Annotated in this window: 2 protein-coding genes and 1 pseudogene; all 3 read right to left on the bottom strand. The window is 41.5% G+C overall.

Annotation, left to right across the window (positions count from 1 at the left end):
• Nucleotides 1-689: 689 nt before the first annotated feature.
• Nucleotides 690-1982, bottom strand: a complete 1293-nt coding sequence (locus AACT52_RS10450; RefSeq protein WP_073636631.1) for a PrsW family glutamic-type intramembrane protease — start codon at nucleotides 1980-1982, stop codon at nucleotides 690-692.
• 231 nt (nucleotides 1983-2213) lie between these two features.
• On the bottom strand, nucleotides 2214-2366 hold the full coding sequence (locus tag AACT52_RS10445) for a hypothetical protein (protein ID WP_158055055.1): 153 nt from the start codon (nucleotides 2364-2366) through the stop codon (nucleotides 2214-2216).
• 168 nt (nucleotides 2367-2534) lie between these two features.
• Nucleotides 2535-2724, bottom strand: a pseudogene (locus tag AACT52_RS10440) (3-deoxy-7-phosphoheptulonate synthase); the annotation flags it as partial.

The following is a 2724-nucleotide window of genomic DNA, read 5'->3' as shown; positions in this document are numbered from 1 at the left end:
CGTTGCTGACGACTTTTTCGACTGTGACTGGATAGCGATGCAGTTCTTGAATGATGCGTTGAACTTCAGATGCGGGTGTTTGGGATTTGATGACGACAATCATTTTGTTTTCCTCGTAAAATAGTTTTGGTTTCTTCTTTGTATCTTTGTCCGCCGTAGTTTGGGGGCGTTTTCAACTCGCTTTTTCGCTTCTGAATTTTTATAGGGGTTAGGCTTGAAGACTTATGCTGGTCCTTTTGCTTTTTTGGAAAAAATTTTGAAAGTTTACAGGTAAGAAGGCTGAAAGCCCAGTCCAGAGCGTGTGGGGATAACACAGCAAATCTTAGTCTGCAAGAAAAGACACTTGCAAAACGAGTCAGGAGCCACAATGGCTCCTGACTCCTAAATTCTTCCTTATCAATAATTCCTCTAACCGAACCTATCGCGCAATTCAATTGAATGAAGTAATTATTTATCTGTGTCCATCTGTGTCCATCTGTGGTTCATTATTTCTTTGTGTACCTTACTCCAGGTTCTTACCGCTATAGGTGGTCGATGTTTCAACTTCGATACACTCAATCTTATTTCGTTTTTCCTTTCTAGGCAGAGTGCAGACTTGTTTTTCTAGTTTTTCACAACTTAGTCTCTTTGAAGCGATCGCTTGACTATCGGCGCTTAGTCTCTGTATATATACGTTGAATTAGTGAAAGTTAATGCAAGTTGGACGAACCATGAGGATTGGCAGATTTGTGTGAGTGAATTGGCGAAAAGTGACGGGCTTTGAGGATTGCTGCTATCAAACATGCGTAAGCTAGACAGCCTATCAAAGCTAAGAGTAAATTACCGATGAGAAAATCTAGCTTTTGTTCCTTTTGCAACTCAGAGACTACAGCCCCAAGGGTATGTAGAACTGCTGAAGTCAGATAGCCGATTCCTGCAAGCTGCCAACCCTTGGAAGGTTTCATTGCACTCAATCCAATAAAGTAGCCGAAGTAGCCACTGTATGCCACCTGTCCAGAAATATCTCCTAAAATTAGGGGAATTAAAAGTGTTAATCCGGCAAAATTACCTTTGCTTTGGGTGACTTCATTCACTGACATCAAACTCTCTACGAGTGCAAATCCAGTGGCAGATGCCGTCGCTAAAAGGATTCCATCAATAGGTTCCCATACCCCAATCAGTTCGCGCTTAGGTGATGAGAGTAGCCTGGCTAGCAAGTAAACTAATAGCACCGGCAATATTTTGAAAAGTTCTTCTAATAACCCTGCTTTGAAAAATTCCTTAGAAATTATCGTAAAAATATTCTCATGTTCTTTCAACAAACTTACTGGTAAAAGGTCGGAAAAAATATGTGTAAATTCATGAAAGCCATTCAAAAGTGGCAGACTAGTAGCCAGACCTACGCTAACTAGCAACCACCAGGGCTTATGCTTATGACAGAGTTTGTGGATAACGTAGTGACTGGCAACAGCTAGATAAGCTGCTAAGATGTAGAGGAAGTAATTACTATCTCGAGTAGCTAACATTGCTACTACGAATATCACGGTAATAATACCCGGAATCAGCAAACCGCTTTGGTGTAAATCCAGTTTTCTCGAGACAACAGGAAATAAATCTGTCAGGCTAATAAAGCTAGCTGCTTGACACTCCAAGATGAATTCTGGACCATTACCACCAATTTTGATGCGGTCATGCACTTGCAAAATTTGAGAACCCTGTAAGCGCTGATTATTGACATAAGTGCCGTTACGGCTCCCCAAATCGCATATCTCCCAAACAGGCATACCGCTTGGAGATTGAGACGAGAGGGCGGAAATCTTCACATGCTCACGCGAAACGTCCGGGTATTGCGTAGAATCTAAAACAATGTCACAACGATTATAATCACGTCCAATGACTATTGGTTTCTCAGGGAAAATTGGGTACTGAACCTGTTCAGAGTCACTGGCTGTACTAGGATGAATTTGTGTTAAGAAACTCTTATAACGGTGTTGTCCTGTCATCAAATGATTCCTCAGGTTGTGTCTTTTATCAAGAAAAATGCTATGATTATACAATAGTTATAAATTGTAAAGTTTTAGAAAAGAAATTTGCTGCCACTATACATAGCTTTCAACTCGTGCTTTTCTGATGGCTGATTTTGACTTTAAGCATAAGTTACCACGGCAATCTTGAATGTAACACTGGGCTCTTCCGTGATGATTTTCCAAGTAGATGTAGAATATATCTGCGCGTTAAGCAGAGAGTTTTTGATTGTCACCAAGCCGCTGGCGCATTGCTTGGGGCAAAAGGGCTGCTCCCTTTGTGAAGTATAAAAGAACTCGTTGTGTGATGGCACAGAGTGCGCCCCGCAGGGGCATCGCTAAATCTCTATGAGCAAAAAGCATTGATTCATCCCATACTGCACTTGTTCAAGGGATATTGAATCTTCATGCGCCAATACCGTGAATTTCATATCAGGATGATTAAAGAATCATGGGTAAGCAAATCAATCAACGAATTGGTGTCACCGTGAAATTACCTACCCGTTACAAACCACACACAATCTTTGCAATTTAAACACCCACATTCAAAGGGGCTTTGTCAGCAAAAGCAGTCGCATTTGTGAAGGCAGATTTTGTTCCACGTCCGAAGAATTGAGCAAGAGGAGCAATTTCTTGCATCAGTTCGATAAAATCGCCAGGTGTCAAAGACTGAGGACCATCTGAAAGTGCTTTGGCGGGGTTGGGGTGAACCTCAATCATC

The organism is Scytonema sp. HK-05, from assembly GCF_963872035.1.
In the GTDB taxonomy this organism is placed as follows: Bacteria; Cyanobacteriota; Cyanobacteriia; order Cyanobacteriales; family Nostocaceae; genus Kalymmatonema.
The sequence above is the reverse complement of the archived record's forward strand: the minus strand, read 5'-3'. Positions and strand labels throughout refer to the sequence as shown.